The organism is Streptomyces diastaticus subsp. diastaticus (assembly GCF_011170125.1).
Taxonomy (GTDB): domain Bacteria; phylum Actinomycetota; class Actinomycetes; order Streptomycetales; family Streptomycetaceae; genus Streptomyces; species Streptomyces diastaticus.
This window is the reverse complement of the sequence record NZ_BLLN01000005.1, coordinates 952,630-968,299: the sequence shown is the minus strand read 5'-3', so window position 1 is coordinate 968,299 and position 15,670 is coordinate 952,630. Positions and strand designations below refer to the sequence as shown.

Annotated in this window: 13 protein-coding genes; 10 read left to right on the top strand and 3 right to left on the bottom strand. The window is 74.9% G+C overall.

Going from position 1 to position 15,670, the window contains the following annotated elements:
* Positions 1–91 precede the first annotated feature (91 nt).
* The 4 genes from Sdia_RS21775 to Sdia_RS21760 are packed head-to-tail and all read left to right on the top strand — an operon-like array spanning position 92 to position 5,967.
* Positions 92–1,264, top strand: coding sequence for an ROK family glucokinase (locus tag Sdia_RS21775; protein WP_115069196.1), 1,173 nt, complete (start codon positions 92–94; stop codon positions 1,262–1,264).
* On the top strand, positions 1,261–1,851 hold the full coding sequence (locus Sdia_RS21770) for a sugar kinase (protein ID WP_100453506.1): 591 nt from the start codon (positions 1,261–1,263) through the stop codon (positions 1,849–1,851). The genes Sdia_RS21775 and Sdia_RS21770 overlap by 4 nt, the downstream gene beginning before the upstream one ends.
* A gap of 19 nt (positions 1,852–1,870) precedes the next feature.
* Positions 1,871–4,669 carry an SCO1167/SCO6262 family helicase gene (locus tag Sdia_RS21765; protein WP_115069197.1) on the top strand — a complete coding sequence of 933 codons (2,799 nt, stop codon included), beginning with the start codon at positions 1,871–1,873 and terminating at the stop codon, positions 4,667–4,669.
* Positions 4,666–5,967 carry an SWIM zinc finger family protein gene (locus Sdia_RS21760; protein WP_100453508.1) on the top strand — a complete coding sequence of 434 codons (1,302 nt, stop codon included), beginning with the start codon at positions 4,666–4,668 and terminating at the stop codon, positions 5,965–5,967. The genes Sdia_RS21765 and Sdia_RS21760 overlap by 4 nt, the downstream gene beginning before the upstream one ends.
* Positions 5,968–6,498: 531 nt before the next feature.
* Here the strand turns inward: Sdia_RS21760 and Sdia_RS21755 are convergent.
* A complete protein-coding gene (locus Sdia_RS21755; protein WP_100453509.1) occupies positions 6,499–7,239 on the bottom strand; it encodes an MBL fold metallo-hydrolase in 741 nt (246 codons plus the stop codon).
* Between the two features lie 71 nt (positions 7,240–7,310).
* Here Sdia_RS21755 and Sdia_RS21750 point away from each other — a divergent pair, with 71 nt between their 5' ends.
* Positions 7,311–8,303 carry an AraC family transcriptional regulator gene (locus Sdia_RS21750; protein ID WP_115069198.1) on the top strand — a complete coding sequence of 331 codons (993 nt, stop codon included), beginning with the start codon at positions 7,311–7,313 and terminating at the stop codon, positions 8,301–8,303.
* A gap of 547 nt (positions 8,304–8,850) precedes the next feature.
* Here the strand turns inward: Sdia_RS21750 and Sdia_RS21745 are convergent.
* Both Sdia_RS21745 and Sdia_RS21740 read right to left on the bottom strand, forming a co-directional pair.
* Complete coding sequence (locus tag Sdia_RS21745; RefSeq protein ID WP_100453511.1) at positions 8,851–9,330, bottom strand: HIT family protein; 480 nt, start codon at positions 9,328–9,330, stop codon at positions 8,851–8,853.
* A 390-nt stretch (positions 9,331–9,720) separates the two neighbouring features.
* A complete protein-coding gene (locus Sdia_RS21740; RefSeq protein ID WP_115069199.1) occupies positions 9,721–10,533 on the bottom strand; it encodes a helix-turn-helix transcriptional regulator in 813 nt (270 codons plus the stop codon).
* 140 nt (positions 10,534–10,673) lie between these two features.
* Here Sdia_RS21740 and Sdia_RS21735 point away from each other — a divergent pair, with 140 nt between their 5' ends.
* The 5 genes from Sdia_RS21735 (at position 10,674) to Sdia_RS21715 (ending at position 15,566) form a co-directional block, all read left to right on the top strand.
* Positions 10,674–11,765, top strand: coding sequence for an ABC transporter substrate-binding protein (locus tag Sdia_RS21735; RefSeq protein ID WP_115069200.1), 1,092 nt, complete (start codon positions 10,674–10,676; stop codon positions 11,763–11,765).
* A gap of 4 nt (positions 11,766–11,769) precedes the next feature.
* Positions 11,770–12,645, top strand: coding sequence for a siderophore-interacting protein (locus tag Sdia_RS21730; RefSeq protein ID WP_115069201.1), 876 nt, complete (start codon positions 11,770–11,772; stop codon positions 12,643–12,645).
* Positions 12,635–13,636 (top strand): FecCD family ABC transporter permease, encoded by a 1,002-nt coding sequence (locus tag Sdia_RS21725; RefSeq protein ID WP_115069202.1) that lies wholly within the window; start codon positions 12,635–12,637, stop codon positions 13,634–13,636. The genes Sdia_RS21730 and Sdia_RS21725 overlap by 11 nt, the downstream gene beginning before the upstream one ends.
* A complete protein-coding gene (locus Sdia_RS21720) occupies positions 13,633–14,715 on the top strand; it encodes a FecCD family ABC transporter permease (RefSeq protein ID WP_100453514.1) in 1,083 nt (360 codons plus the stop codon). Before Sdia_RS21725 ends, Sdia_RS21720 begins: the two co-directional genes overlap by 4 nt.
* Positions 14,716–14,792: 77 nt before the next feature.
* The gene (locus Sdia_RS21715) at positions 14,793–15,566 is read left to right on the top strand and encodes an ABC transporter ATP-binding protein (protein WP_100454320.1); all 774 of its coding nucleotides are present in this window, start codon (positions 14,793–14,795) and stop codon (positions 15,564–15,566) included.
* Positions 15,567–15,670: the final 104 nt, after the last annotated feature.

The window sequence follows — 15,670 nt, the reverse complement described above, 5'->3', positions numbered from 1 at the left end:
TCCGCGACCCGGGGGGCGCGCCCTGGCGCCGGCCGGCCCCCCGGGCGGGCGTGTGTGCGCCGGGCGTGCCCGGTAAGGCAGAATCGTCGCGATGAGCACCTACCGCGACCTCGCACACCGCGGCTCCGCACGGGCCACCGTCCTGCGCACCGTCGGCACGCGGGAGAGGCGGTCCCACCTGACCGCGCCCCGGGTGCCGACCGTCGGCATCGACATCGGCGGCACGAAGGTGATGGCGGGCGTCGTGGACGCCGACGGCACCATCCTCGAACAGCTCAGGGCCGAGACGCCCGACAAGTCGAAGAGCCCCAGGGTCGTCGAGGACACCATCGTCGAACTGGTGCTGGACCTCTCCGACCGGCACGACGTGCACGCCGTCGGCATCGGCGCGGCCGGCTGGGTCGACGCCGACCGCAACCGGGTCCTCTTCGCCCCCCACCTCTCCTGGCGCAACGAGCCGCTGCGCGACCGCCTCTCCGGCCGGCTCGCCGTCCCCGTCATGGTCGACAACGACGCCAACGCCGCCGCCTGGGCCGAATGGCGCTTCGGAGCCGGACGTGGCGAGGACCACCTGGTGATGATCACCCTGGGCACCGGCATCGGTGGCGCCATCCTGGAGGACGGCCAGGTCAAACGCGGCGAGTACGGCGTCGCCGGGGAGTTCGGCCACATGCAGGTCGTCCCGGGCGGCCACCGCTGCCCGTGCGGCAACCGCGGCTGCTGGGAGCAGTACAGCTCCGGCAACGCCCTGGTCCGCGAGGCCCGCGAGCTGGCCGCCGCCGACTCCCCGGTCGCGTACAACCTCATCGACCGGGTCCAGGGCAACGTCCACGACATCACCGGGCCCCTCATCACCCAGCTCGCCCGGGAGGGCGACGCGATGTGCGTGGAGCTGCTCGGGGACATCGGGCAGTGGCTCGGCGTCGGCATCGCCAACCTCGCCGCCGCCCTCGACCCGTCCTGCTTCGTGGTGGGCGGCGGCGTCAGCGCCGCCGACGACCTGCTGATCCTCCCGGCCCGCGACGCCTTCCGCCGTCAGCTCACCGGCCGCGGCTACCGCCCCGAGGCCCGCATCGCCCGCGCCCAGCTCGGCCCCGAGGCGGGCATGGTCGGCGCGGCCGACCTCGCCCGCCTGGTCGCCCGCCGCTTCCGCCGCGCCAAGCGCCGCCGCGTCGAACGGTACGAACGCTACGAGCGGTACGCCCAGGGCCGCCGCGCGGCCGACGAGCAGACCGCCGCCACCAGCCAGGAAACCCCGTCATGAGCCTTTCCAGCCCCACCGAGCCCAAGCCGGGGCCGGACGCGGCGCCCCCGCCGCCCACCCGCGAGCAGCGCCGCCGCACCGTGCGCAGGCGGTGGATCACCGCCATCGTCATCGTGCTGCTCATCGGCGTGCCCGCCGGATACCTGCTGGTCTCCGCCGGCCAGAGCCGCGACAGCGGCCGCGACAAGGAACGCAAGTGGTCGGCGACCGGCCTCACCGCCGGCTGGCCCTCGCAGGTGCAGCGCCGCATCTACCAGGTCCCGATCCCGCCCAACGCCTGGCACGTCGCGTACTACGAGACCAACAACTGGAAGACCAGCCGCCTCTACGTGCAGTTCCGCACCACCGAGGACCAACTGGCCGCCTTCCTCGCCACCTACGGCACCACTCCCGAGGAGCTGAAGCACGGCGAGGTCACCATCAGCGCCCGCAACCAGGCCGTCACCGGCTGGGACTTCGGCGTCTTCGGCCCCTGGTCCGGCCTCACGCACCAGCAGGACGACCCGCTCCCCACCCACAACGTGACCGTCACCCGCAAGCCGACCGGCGAGGCCCTCGTCTACGTGGTCGCCACCAGCACGCCGTGAACCCGCGGGGAGCCGACCGGTGAGCGGCGACGCGGGCCGCACCGGAGGCCCGGAGCGGGCGGCCGTCACCTTCCTGCCCGCCGTGCTGCCCCGCCGCGGCCGCCTCGCCTGGTGGTCGCCCGAGGGCGGCGCGCCGCCACGCGACACCGGCGCCACCACCACCCTCACCGTCGCCCGGGCCCGGGGCGCCACCGTGCGCCGCGCCGAGGCGCGGGCCGCCGTCCTCGGCGTCGAGGACGGCCTCGCCGCCCTGCTCGCCGACCCCGCCCCGAGCCCGTCCGCCGCCTGCTGGCAGGGCGCGGCCCGGTTCGCTCTCGACCTCGTCGCCCGGGGCCGCCTGCTGCCGGGCCTCACCGAGACCGACGAGGACGCCTGGCGCGCGGGTCCACTGGACGCCGACGACCTCCTCCGGCTGCGGGCCCTGGCCGCCGCCCTCCCGCCCGAGGGCCACCCGGTCGCGCTGGAGGGCCGCTCCCCGCTCATGGTCGCCGACCCCGAGGCGCTGCTGCGTTCCTTCCTCGACGCGGTCGCCGACACCCTGCCCCGCACCCCGGCCGCCGCCGACGCCCTCGGCGCGCCCTTCGCCGCCACCGCCCCCCAGCGTCTGCCCCAGGCGCGCGGCTGGGCCGCGCTGGCCGCCGCCGGGCAGGACGCCGGGGTCAGCCTCTCGCTCCGCCTCGACCTCTCCGCGTACGGCCTCTTCGACCCCGAGGGCGAGGACGGCCGCCGGGGCGCCGGAGCCGCCGTCCTCCAGGCGCACAGCCTCGCCGACCCCACCCGGGTCGCCGATGCCGCCGCGCTCTGGTCGGGGGAACGCCTGCCCGGCTTCGGCCCGCGCGCCCGGATCGACGCGGCGCTCGCCCTGCGCCGCGCCGCCCGCGTGTGGGCGCCGTTGGAACGCCTCGCCGACCAGCCCGTCCCGGACGTGCTCTCCCTGGACGACGCGGAACTCTCCGACCTCCTCGGGGCCGCCGCCGAGCGGCTGCGCGCCGCCGGGGTCCCCGTGCACTGGCCGAGGGAACTGGCCCGGGAACTGACCGCCGAGGCCGAGGTGCGCGGCGCGCCCGGCTCCGCCACCGACGGCACGCCGTTCTTCGACGCCGACCGGCTTTTGGAGTTCCGCTGGCAGGTCGCGCTCGGCGGGGAGCGGCTCAGCGAGGCCGAGATGGACGAACTGGCCGAGGCCCACCGACCGGTGGTGCGGCTGCGCGACCAGTGGGTGGTGGTCGACCCGGACGTGGTACGCCGGGCCCGCAAACGCGACCTCGGCCTCCTCGACCCGGTCGACGCCCTCGGCGTGGCCCTCACCGGCACCGCCGAGGTCGAGGGCGAACAGGTTCGGGCCGTCCCCGTCGGCGCGCTCGCCGCCCTCCGTGACCGGCTCACCACCCCGCCCGGCGACGTGCGGCCGCCGCCCGGGCTGAACGCCACCCTCCGCGACTACCAGCTGCGCGGTCTCGGCTGGCTGGAGCTGATGACCTCACTCGGTCTCGGTGGCTGCCTCGCCGACGACATGGGCCTCGGCAAGACGGTCACCCTCATCGCCCTGCACCTCAAGCGGGCCGGTACCGGACCGACCCTGGTGGTCTGCCCCGCCTCCCTGCTCGGCAACTGGGAGCGCGAGATCACCCGCTTCGCCCCCGGTGTGCCCGTCCGCCGCTACCACGGGCAGGGCCGCAGCCTCGGCGACGTGGCCGACGGCTTCCTCCTCACCACCTACGGAACCATGCGCTCCAGCGCCGAGTCGCTCGCCTCCGTCCGCTGGGGCCTGGTCGTCGCCGACGAGGCCCAGCACGTCAAGAACCCGCACTCGGCCACCGCCCTGGCGCTGCGCACCCTCCCCGCCGCCGCCCGGGTCGCGCTCACCGGCACGCCCGTCGAGAACAACCTCTCCGAACTCTGGGCTCTCCTCGACTGGACCACCCCCGGCCTGCTCGGCCCGCTCACCGCCTTCCGCGCCCGGCACGCCCGGCTCGTCGAGTCCGGCGAGGACCCGGAGGCGGCCGAGCGGCTGGCCCGCCTGGTCCGGCCCTTCCTGCTGCGCCGCCGCAAGTCCGACCCGGGCGTCGTCCCGGAACTGCCGCCCAAGACCGAGACCGACCGGCCGGTGCCGCTCACCCGCGAACAGGCCTCGCTCTACGAGGCGGTGGTCCGCGAGTCGATGGCCGCCATCGAACGTTCCGAGGGCATCGCCCGCCGCGGCCTGGTCCTCAAACTCCTCACCTCCCTGAAGCAGATCTGCAACCACCCCGCGCAGTTCCTCAAGGAGGGCCCCGCCCGGCTGGAGGGCCGCTCCGGCAAGCTGGCCCTGCTCGACGAACTCCTCGACACGCTCCTCGCCGAGGACTGCTCGGCCCTGCTCTTCACCCAGTACGTCGGCATGGCCGAGCTGATCGGCGCGCACCTCGCCGCCCGCGCCGTCCCCGCCGAACTCCTGCACGGCGGCACGCCGGTCGCCGAACGCGAGCGGATGGTCGACCGCTTCCAGGAGGGCCGTACCCCCGTCCTCGTCCTCTCCCTGAAGGCCGCCGGGACCGGGCTGAACCTGACCCGCGCCTCGCACGTCTTCCACTACGACCGCTGGTGGAACCCGGCGGTCGAGGAGCAGGCCACCGACCGTGCCCACCGGATCGGCCAGACCCGGCCCGTCCAGGTCCACCGGCTGATCACCGAAGGCACCGTGGAGGACCGCATCGCCGAGCTCCTGAGCGCCAAGCGGGCCCTCGCCGACGCCGTCCTCGGCTCCGGCGAGGGCGCCCTCACCGAACTCACCGACCGTGAACTGACCGACCTCGTCTCCCTGCGCAGGACCTCGTGAACCGCCCCACCGGCGCCCGCGCCCGAGCCTCCGCCGACGGCCTGCGCCGTACCTTCCCCGCCCAGCCGGCCGGGGACGGCGCCGCCACCACCTGGTGGGGCCGCGCCTGGGTCACGGCACTCACCGAGCAGTCCCGCGACCCGGGACGCCTGGCACGCGGCAGCGACTACGCCGCGCGGGGCAGCGTCGACGCGGTCACCGTCACCCCGGGCCTGGTCCTCGCCTACGTGCACGGCAGCCGGCCCCGCCCCTACCGGGCCCGGCTGCGGGTCCGCCCGCTCACCGACGAGCAGTGGGAACACCTCCTCGACCACATCGCCGACCACCCCGCCCACCTCGCCGCCCTCCTCGACCGCGAAATCCCGCCCGCCCTCGCCGAGGGGCCGGTGCCGCTGCTGCCCGGCGCGGGCGACCTCATCCCCGACTGCACCTGCCCCGACCCGGTCCGGCCCTGCAAGCACGCGGCGGCGCTCTGCCACCGCACCGCCCGCCTCCTCGACCACGACCCGTTCGTCCTGCTCCTCCTGCGCGGCCGGGGCGAGGACGACCTGGTCGACACCCTGACCCGGCTCAGCGTCACCCGCGCCGCACCGGACCCCACCGGTACCGGCGACTTTGACGACGCGCAGACCGAGGACCCGTACCGCCCGCCCGCGCTGCCCGGCGTCCGCGCCCGTGACGTACTCGCCGCCGGGCCCCGCCCGCCACTGCCGCCTCCGCCGCGCGTCCTGGACGGCCCGCTGCCCCCGCCGCCGTACCCCGGGGGCCACGGCGGGCCCGACCCGCTCGCCCTCGACCAGCTCGCCACCCAGGCCGCCGCCCGGGCGCACGCCCTGCTGGCCACCGGCCGCGACCCGCTCGCCGGGCTGGGCCACTGGGCCGACGCGGTCCGCATCGCCGCCGCCCGCCCCGGCTCCGGCCTCACCTCGGCCGCCCGCGACCTGTACGCCCGGCTGGCCCGCGCCGCCGGACGGGACGTCACCGCCCTGCACCGCGCCGTCGCCGCCTGGCAACTCGGCGGCGAGGCGGGCCTGGTCGCGCTCGAGGAGCCCTGGGACCCGCCCGCCGGCCCGTTCGACCGGGCCCGCCCCGCCCTCCTGGCCGCGGGCCACCCGCGCCCGCGCCCCGAACGCAACCGCCTCACCCACCCCGCCGGCGACCGCCAGCTCCGCCTGGGCCGCGACGGCCTCTGGTACGGCTACGTCTCCGACCCCGGCCGTGACGACTGGTGGCCCACCGGCTGCCCGGGCGTGGACCCGGTCGCGGTGTTCGCCGCGCTGCCGGGCGGCGGGGCCTGAGAGAGGGCCTGTCCGGGCGCACACGCCGCCCGTCCACTTCGCCCACGGCCGGACGTGCGCGGCCGACCGGACCGGGTCCGCTTCTGGGAGTCGCCGAGCGGCCCTGACGTGGCGGGAGTCGGTCACCGCCCGCGACCAGTCGAGCTGCTGCGCCGCCCGCAGCTGCGACAACAGGACGACATGGAGCCTGTCCCACACGCCGGCCTCCTTCCCTGCGGCCGGCCGACGCCGGCACGTCATGCCGGGCCCCCAGGCAGGTACTCCCACTGGATCCCGGTGTGCGGGACGGACAGGAGCCCGCACCCAGCCTGCCGGTCAGGAACCCGCGCCCGGCCCGCTACCAGCTACGGACCCGGATCCGGCGACAACGGCTCGATCGACGACCGCGGTCCGTCCGACACGACCCACGGTCGCGAGTTCCCCTCCTTCAGCTCCGCCCGCCGGCACCCGGGATGCCGGGAGTGGACGACCGGGAGGTCCTCGTCCTCGTCCTCGTCCTGGTACCGGACCGGGCAGGTGCCGTCGCCCTGGTCAGCCGAGCAGGGGTGCGACGGCGTCGGCGACGGGCCCGTGATGCGCGGCCCCGTGCCCGGGCAGGGCGGTGTCGGCGTCGAGGGCAGCGAGCGTGTGCAGGGACCGGGTGGCGGCGGCCCGGTCGTGGTGGAACAGCTTCGGCAGCGACTGCGGCCCGGTGCGGCGGCTGATCGCGTGCCCGGTCACCAACGCGTCCCCGGTGATCACCACGCCGTGCTGGGGGAGGTGGAAGGCTGAGTGGCCGGAGGTGTGGCCGGGAGTGGGCACGGGCACCGGGCGCCCAGGGCAGTCCAGCGCCCCCGGCGTGGGAAACGGCTGCGGCTGGTCGACGCGGGCAGGTGAAGCGACCCCCAGACGCCGGATGGACGAGATCCAGCGCAGGGCGCCGGGCCGCCACACGTTGGCGAGCACGCGGGCCGGGGTCACGCTCTCGCGGACCTGCCCACGGACGTGGGCCAGTTCCTCGGGGTGAACGAAGACCGGAGCGCCATGGTTCTGGCTGAGCTGCTGCGCGCAACCGAGGTGATCCACGTGGGCGTGGGTGATCAGCACTGCTTCGATCGCGCGTGGGTCGCGCCCCACGGCGCGGACGGACGCCTCCACATCGGCGAGCTGTGCGGGGAAGCCGGTGTCGACGACGGTGACCGCGTCACCCTCGACCAGCAGTGTCCAGTTGACCGGACCAGAGCTGACGAAGAACACACCGTCAGCGACCTCTGTCGTTTCGCATTCGCTCATGACGTCAGCGTGCCCAGGTACCGGCGTACTGTCTATCATCGAGAGTCCGCTTTCCATGAGAGGAAGTCCGGATGTCCGATCCGCTGACCGATCTGGTCGGACTCCTGCGACCACGCACCGTGCTCTGGAAACGCATCGACGCCGCGGGGGAGTGGGCAGTCGGCTTCACCGCCGCCCACGGCGTCAAGTTCGGCGTGCTCACCCGCGGGAACTGTCTGCTGCTGGCCGACGGTCCGCCGCTGCGCCTCAACGCCGGCGACTTCCTGCTGCTGTGCGGCCCGGCCCCCTTCCGCTTCGCGAGCGGACCTGATGTCCGCCCCGTCGAGGGCGAGGCGCTGCTCGCCGAGGTCTCTGACAACGTGATCCGCCTCGGGTCGAACACAGACGACCCCGTCCGCCTCATCGGCGGCGCCTTTCTTCTCGAACCGGCCGACCACGATCTCCTGCATCACCTCGTACCCGACCGCATCCACCTACCAGGAACAGCCGACGGCACCGCACGCATCGCCCGCCTGCTCGACCTGATCGGCGACGAAGCCACCGCCGACCGGCCCGGTGCCGCGTTCGTCCTGCCTCGCCTGGTCGAGGTCATGCTCGTCGAAGCGCTGCGAAGCGAGCGGGTCACCCCGCCTCGGGGCATGCTCCGCGCCTTGCGCGACCCGAACCTCGGCGCCGCCCTCCTGGCCTTCCACGCCGATGTCCGCCACCCCTGGACCGTCGCCGAGCTGGCGACGGCGGCACACCTGTCCCGCACGGTCTTCGCCGCCCGCTTCGCCGAACAGGTCGGCACCACCCCCGTCGCCTACGTGCTGGCCTGGCGCATGGCGCTGGCCAAAGACGCTCTGACCCACAGTGATCAGACCATCGAGGAGATCGCCCGCACAGTCGGCTACGGCTCGGCGAGCGCCTTCAGCAACGCGTTCCACCGTTTCACCGGCTCACGCCCCGGCAGGGACAGGCGTCTCCTCCATGCGGCGGGAGAGGCGGCGGGCGAGTCGGCCACATCCATGGTGAACCGGCACGCAACGCCGAATGCCGGGTGGATGCCCAGCCGGCGGGGCTGATTGCCGGTTTGGCGACCCCGCGCCCTTGTTCCGTCCGCGTCCGTGGCTGGGCAGGGGCTTCGTTGAGTCGGCAGTGCTTGAGCGGGTTGCCGCGCGGTGCCGCCGAGGTGTGAGCCGGACCCTGGACCGGAAACGAGTGACGGGGTGGGGCTTTCAGGACCCCGCCCGTCTGCTGTGCGCCAGCCAGTTCAGTGCCGTACCGCGTTGGCCGGCGTGAAGACGGGCGGGCGTGTTCGCGCGCCTGTCGGTGGCCGACGCTGCGGCGGTGTGCGGGCGTCGCGATGTGCGGCGAGTCCGTGCAAGAGGGCATTTGATCCAGGGAGTTGGTGTTCTGGGAGGTTCTTGTGGCCGTAGGCCGTAAGGCTCGTCGTCCGGGACGTGACATCTCGACGTGCGTATCGCAGTGACGTCTCCGAGGGCCGCTGGGCGTTGAGCGAGCCCGTGTTCGTCGCCTGGCGGGCCGCCCGGTCCGGTCCCGGGACGGCAGCGCGGGTGCCCGACCCGAGGGAGATCAGATGCCCTCTGAGGGAGATGGGCCACCACCCCGTCAGTCCGTCGACTCCGGACGGTTCAGCTCGTCCCCGATCGCTCCGCGCAACCCCTCGTGCCGGGGGCCGAGGGCGTACCGCTCGTCGGTCCACCGGTCGCGGGGGTAGAGCCACACCGGCAGGCGCGCCAGGTCGGCGGGCTCCCAGGCGAACCGCGGCCAGACGTGTGCGTGCAGGAATCCGTCGGTGTTGCCCAGGATCTCCAGATTGACCCGCCGGAAGGACGCGTCCGCGCGGCGGCAGGCGTGCTCGACAGCCTCCCCGAGCCGGTCCATGTCGGACAGGAAGGCCAGCCGCTTCCGCCGGGGAAGGTCCGACAGCCGTTCCACCGCGGGGTCGTCCACCAGGAGTACCGAGTAGCCCGGGAGGAACTGCACGTCGCCGATCACCGCGAATCCCGAGGCCAGGCGCCGCAGCACCGTGGGGTTCTCGCCGCGCAGGGCGCTTCCGATGCGGTCTGTCCGCCAGTCGGCAACCATGGCCCGAATCTACCCGGTCGCGCTGACGCCCCCGGTCCGCCGCGGCCCCAGCCGTCGGTTCGGGACGGCGCCGACGTCGCAGAGCCAGGTTTCCGGGCGGGGCGCCGCAGGCGTGCGGGACGGGCTCAGCCCCACGCCCCAAGCCGCAGGTGGCGAGGCCGCTGATGGTGCGGACCCCTGGGCGACCGTCGCCGCCGCGAGCACCGGGGAGCCTTCGCCGGACAGGGCCCGCGACCCGGCCGCGACGGCCGGCTCGTCCTCGCCGGAGGCCGCGACCAGCGGCTGCCGCGCAGTCGCCCCACTCCACCGAGGGGCGGCCGGCGTACGGATGGCGGCCACAGCCCCTTCGCCGCCCGGCCCGGCGAGCTCATGGCGGCCCTGGTCTGAGCCTCAACTCCGGCCTCCGCCCGCCCCGCTCCGGGTGTACCGGGCCGGGGTCTGCCCGTACTCCTTGGCGAAGGCGGCCACGAAGGCCGACGGGCTGGCGTACCCCACCCGCCGGGCGATCCGGGTGACCGGTTCGGTGCCGAGCAGCGCGCGGGCGGCGCTCAGGCGCAGCCGGGTGCGCCAGCGGGTGTACGGCATGCCGAACTCCCGCTGGAAATCGCGTTGCAGGGTCTTGGCGCTGATGTGCAACTGGGCCGCCCATGCCGCCAACTCCCGCGCGTCGGACGGGTCGTGGGCCAGTGCTCGGGCCACCCGGAGGGCGTGGCCCGAGCCGTGGCCGGAGGCCGGTGCACCGGGGGCGGGCCCGTCGCCAGAGTCGCGCCCTGCGGGGGAGTAGGGCGCCAGCGCCGCCATGATGCGCGCCCGGTCCGCCAGCGCGTCCGCCTCGGTCACCCCGGAACGGGCCAGGTCGCGGATGAGCCGCCCGGTCTCCACGGAGACCACGACCGGCCCGGCGCGCAGCTCCGCCAGCCCGGGGGGCACCTGGCGCAGGCAGATCCGGTACACCGTCTGCCGGTCGGCGGCGCGCACCTCGTGGCTGACCGCCCGCTGGGCCCAGAACGCTTCCCCGGGGCCGAGGAAACGGGCGTCGCCGCCGTGCAGCGCCGACAGGGCGCCGTCCGGTGACCAGTAGAGCTGGTGCAGGAAGTCCTGCCGGGCGATGGCGCCGAACTCCAGCGGCCCCTCGGACTGGTAGCGCAGCACGAAGATGCCCTCCGGGCGCCCCAGGCCGTAGCCGTACTCCTGGCAGCGCACCGGATCCTCTCCTCGCTGTCCCCCGAGCGACACAACGCGTCCTTTCAGCGACACACCTGGCGGGTAAGTAAGGCTAACCTAACTCCGTCGCCTCTCCTGGGGGACCGCTCATCGCACCACTGCCGAAGGAAACGCGCCCCATGTCCCCGAGTTCCCCGTCGCTCGTCGCCGCCGCCTCGCAGGCCGCCTCCCCGCCGTCCGCCGCCTTCGACGGGCCCGGCGGCGGGCGCCGCCCCCGCTCCCCGCGCACGCCGCTGCGCGCCGGCGTCCTCGCCCTCGCGCTCGCCCTGGGCGTCACGGCCTGCGGCACCGGCGTCGAGGACAAGGCCGGCGAGAAGCCGAAGACCCGGGTTTTCAAGGCCGACAACGGCGAGATCACCATCCCGGCCGACCCGAAGCGCGTGGTGGCCACCGGGTACGCGGTCCCGGCGCTGATCGAGGCCGACGCGGCCCTGGTGGGCATCTCCACCTGGAAGCGCGGCTTGGACCTGATGACCGACGAGGACCTCGCCCGCTACAAGAAGGTTCCCAAGGTGGCCGGGGAGACCGCCGCGGAGACCAACTACGAGGCCATCGCCAACGCCCGCCCCGACCTGATCGTGATCGGCGTGCCCACCCCCGTGCTGGCCGACATCGACCTGGAGCGCCTGGAGTCGGTCGCCCCGGTGGTCACTATCGGCCCGACGCAGCCCGACGCCTGGCGTACCCTCTCCCGGCGCCAGTCCGACGCGGCCGGCCGCCTCGACCACTTCGAGGCGGCCCAGGACGCTTACGACAAGCGGGCGGGAGAGCTGCGCAAGAAGTACGCGAAGGTCCTGGACGGGAAGAAGTTCGGCCACGTCGGCGCCTACAGCGAGGCCGGGAAGGGCTCCTTCCAGCGCGAGTTCAGCCGCTCCTGGGGCACCAACATCGCCGAGGACGTGGGCGTCACCTACTACGGCGAGGTCAAGAAGAAGACCGGCGGCAGCGGCGACGTCAGCGAGAACCCCTCCATCGAGGAGCTGCCCGAGAGCCTCGGCGACGCCGACGTCATCACCTACACCGTGCAGCCCGACGGCGAACCGGCCGCGGCCGTGCAGTACGTGCTGGACTCGCCGCTGTGGAAGGAACTGCCGGCCGTCCGCGACGGGCTGACCGTGCCGCTGCGCCACACCGAGGCCGCCACCTACCCCTCCGCCCTGCGCACCCTGGACGCCCTCGACGCGGCGCTCCAGCCGCTGCTGGACCGGTGACCCCATGACCACCGAGAACCACCGCCACCCGCACACCCACGTCCGTCGCGGCGGGCCCGAGGACCCCACGGCGGACCGCTCCGACCCCGGCCCCAAGGTCGCCGAACACCACCGCAACGGCACCGGGCCGGTCCGCATCCCCTACCCGATCGGGGTCCGCACCCTGGAGGTGCTGGCGCGCACCTGGATCAACCCGCGCATGGTCCGTCTCACCCTCGGCGGCCCCCAACTCGACGGCTTCCACAGCCACCAGGCCGACGACCACGTCAAACTGGTCTTCCCCGACCCGGACGGCACCCTGCGCGCGCTCGTGCCCGCCCCCGGCGGCATGCTGACCTGGCCGCGCCCGGCCCCGCTCAACCGCGTCTACACCGTGCGCCGGTACGACGCCGCCGCCCGCCAGCTCGACCTGGACTTCGTCGTCCACGAGGGCGGCCACGCCTCGGGCTGGGCCGTCTCGGTGCCGCTGGGGGAGCGGATCACCGTGGCCGGGCCGCCCGGCGCCAAGTCCTTCCCGCACACCTACGACCACTACGTGTTCGCCGCGGACGCCACCGCGCTGCCGGCCGTCGCCCGCTGGCTCGACGAATGCCCCGAGGACACCTCCGTCGAGGTGGTGCTGGAGACCGAGGAGGAGTGTGAGCACGACTACCCGCTCGCCGACCGCCCCGGCGTCGAGGTGATCCGGCTGACCCGTGCGGGACAGTCCTCCCGGCTCGCCGACACCGTCCGCAGGCTGCACGCCCGGCCGGGCCGGACCTTCCTGTTCGCCGCCGGCGAGTCCGGCGACATCAAGCCGCTGCGCGCGTGGAGCCAGGACCGCTGCGACGCCCTGTTCACCGGCTACTGGAAGCGCGGAGTGGCCGGACTTGAGGACTGAACCACCACGCACCGCCCTGCTCTCCGGTGTGCTGGTGCTGGTCCTGGCCGCCGTGGTCGCCAGCCTCGCCGTGGGTTCGCGGACCGTGCCCCCGGCCGAGGTCTGGCGCGCCCTGTTCGACGCCCCGCCGGGCGACGGCGCCACCGCCGCCCACCACCTGGTGATCCGCGAGGTACGGCTGCCCCGCACGGTCATCGGCATCCTGGTCGGCGCCGCGCTCGCCGTCGCCGGCGCGCTCATGCAGACCCTCACCCGCAACGCCCTGGCCGAACCCGGCGTGCTGGGGGTGGCCGGCGGCGCGGGCTTCGCCGTCACCCTCGGCGCGGTGGCCGGCCTCGCCGGCTCGCAGGCGGCCCAGCTCGGCCTCGCCGCTCTCGGCGCGCTCCTCGCGGCACTCCTCGTGTACGCGGTGGGCCGCGCGTCCCCGCTGCGCCTGGTGCTGGCCGGTACCGCGCTCGGCTTCGTCCTCGCCGGGATCTCGCTCGGGCTGCGGATGACCCTGCCCGACGTCTTCGACACGTACCGCTTCTGGGTGGTCGGCTCGCTCGCCGGGCGGGAGCAGGTGCCCTACCTGCTGCCGCTGCTGGTGATCGCCGCCAGCCTGATCGGCGCGCTGGTGGCGGCCAGTCCGCTCCAGGCGCTGGGGCTCGGCACCGAGGTGGCGCGCGCCCTGGGAAGCCGGGTGCGGCGGACCCGCATCACCGTGCTGGTCCTCATCACGGTACTCGCCGGGGCCGCGACCGCCCTGGCCGGGCCGGTCGCCTTCCTCGGGCTGATGGTCCCGCACCTGGCGCGCCGCCTGGCCGGCGGTTCCGTCCGGCTGCTGCTGGGACTGTGCATGCTGCTGGGTCCGTTGATCCTGCTGGCCGCCGACGTGGCGGCGCGGCTGCTGCTGCCGACCGGCGAGGTGCCGGTCGCGGTCGTCACCGCTTTCATCGGCGGACCCGTGCTGATCTGGGCCGTACGACGCTATGGGGCGGTGACGCTGTGAAGCTCGAAGAGAGGACGACGCGGAAGGGGCGCGCCCCGGCCGGGGGAGGCCCCACCGGTGCCCGGCCGCCGTTCGCCGTCCGCCTCGGGTCCTTCTCGGCCGCCGTCGAGCGCCGCACCGCCGTCGCCGTCGCCGCCCTGACCGTCCTCGCCGCCGTGCTCGCCTTCGTGGGGCTGTGCCGGGGCGACTCCTGGGACCCGCCCGGCGAGGTGTTCGCCGCGCTGGCCGGGCACGGCGACGTGGCCTTCGTGGTCCAGGAGTGGCGGCTGCCCCGGGTGACCGCGGCGCTGGCCTTCGGAGCGGCCCTCGGCGCCGCCGGATCGGTCTTCCAGAACCTCACCCGCAACCCGCTGGGCAGCCCCGACGTCACCGGCCTTGACGCGGGTGCCTACACCGGCGCGCTGGTCGCCCTCACCGTACTGTCCGGCACCAGCGTGCAACTGGCCGTCGGCTCGGTGGCCGGCGGCCTCGCCGCCGCGGCCGTCGTCTACCTGCTCTCGCTCGGCTCCGGCCTCGGCGGGCTCAGGCTGGTCGTCATCGGCATCGCCGTCAACGCCATGCTCACCGCGCTCAACTCCTGGATCGTGCTCCGCGCCGAACTGGAGGTCGCCATGGCCGCCGTCGGCTGGAGTGCCGGGTCGCTCAACGGCATCGGCTGGGGGGACCTGCGCCTGCCGCTGGCCCTCCTCGCCCTCCTCGCCGTGCTGCTGGCCGCGCTGGCCCGCCCCATGCACCAGGTCGCGGTCGGCGACGACCTCGCCGTCACCTCCGGCGTCCGGCTCTCCGGCTACCGGCCGCTGGTCGTCCTCGCCGGGGTCGGCTGCACCGCGACGGTCACCGCGGTGGCCGGGCCGATCGTCTTCATCGCCCTGGCCGCCCCGCAGATCGGCCGCCGCCTGGCCGGCGCCGCCGGCGTCCCGCTGCTGCCGGCCGCGCTGACCGGCGCGGTACTCCTGCTGGTGGCCGACCTGACGGCGCAGACCGTCCTGGCCCCCGTGGCGCTGCCGGTCGGCGCCGTCACCACGGTGGTCGGCGGCGGCTACCTCCTCTGGCTGCTCCTGCGCGAGGTGCGCCGATGACCCTCGGCCCCGACCGGTCCGGCACCTCGCCGGGTACGGCCCCGCGGACCTCGGACTCTCAGGAAGAACCCACCGCCATGCCCCGCCTCACTGCCGACGCCCTCGAACTCGCCTACGGCGACCGGGTGGTCTCCCCGCGCCTCAGTCTGGAGATACCCGACGGCGCGTTCACCGCCGTAGTGGGCGCCAACGCCTGCGGCAAGTCGACCCTGCTCAAGGCCCTCGTCCGGCTCCTTACCCCGAACGCCGGGACCGTCCGGTGGGACGGCGAGGACCTGCACGCCCTGCGCCCCAAGGCGGCCGCCCGCCAACTCGGCTTCCTCCCGCAGGGGCTGGCGGCGCCCGAGAACACGCTGGTGCGGCAGCTGGTGGCCCGCGGCCGCTACCCGCACCAGTCGCTGCTGGCCACCTGGTCCCCGGCGGACGAGCGGGCCGTGGTCGAGGCGATGGCGGCCGCCGGCGTCGCCGAACTGGCCGACCGGCGCGTCGAGGAGCTGTCCGGCGGCCAGCGCCAGCGGGTGTGGGTCGCCATGGTGCTGGCCCAGGAGACCCCCTACCTGCTGCTCGACGAGCCCACCACCTTCCTCGACCTGGCCCACCAGTACCAGCTGTTGCGGCTGCTCGCCCGGCTGCGGGACGAGGGCCGGACGGTCGTCACGGTGCTCCACGACCTCAACCAGGCGTGCCGCTTCGCCGACCATCTGGTGGCGATGCGGGGCGGGAGGGTCGTCGCCCAGGGCGCCCCCCGCGACATCGTCGACGCCGCCCTCGTCGAGGCCGTCTTCGACCTGGAGTGCGTGGTCGTCCCCGACCCCGTGACCGGCACCCCGATGGTGGTACCACGCGCCTGACGCCCCGTCGGGCACGCGGGGCGGGCGCCCGTGGCGAATGTGTGGCTGGGGCGTGGACACCAGGGGAGCGGTGTACGCGAGCCCGACGAGGCTCATTACTCTGT